This window comes from Peribacillus sp. SIMBA_075, from assembly GCF_046534585.1.
The window spans coordinates 1-269 of record NZ_JAWRYN010000695.1; the positions used below are offsets into that span (position 1 = coordinate 1).

The following is a 269-nucleotide window of genomic DNA, read 5'->3' on the forward strand; positions in this document are numbered from 1 at the left end:
CTATGTGGTTGAGGTGTCTTTGGCAGATGGCCTCATGCGCCTCTCGGGCCGGACAAGAGATGTGCCCGAGGTGCTGACAGCACTGGAATCGTCGGGTCGCTTTAAAGACAGCAAGCTGGTTGGTCCCGCCTTGCGTGTGGAGGATAGTGTAATCTCAGAGTTCGAGGTCGACACCCGCCCACTCATACGGACGGGAGGTTCACTACGATGAGGGTGCTATCCCTTTGGCGCGACTCGCGTTTTCAGTCCCTCGTCGTCATAGCCTTGCT

The 269-nt window shown here is 57.6% G+C and carries 1 protein-coding gene; it reads left to right on the plus strand.

Features of this window, described 5'->3' with window-relative positions; translation table 11 throughout:
- Positions 1–211: hypothetical protein (locus SB775_RS29980; RefSeq protein WP_410864890.1), on the plus strand; the 211-nt coding region annotated here is incomplete at its 5' end.
- Positions 212–269: the final 58 nt, after the last annotated feature.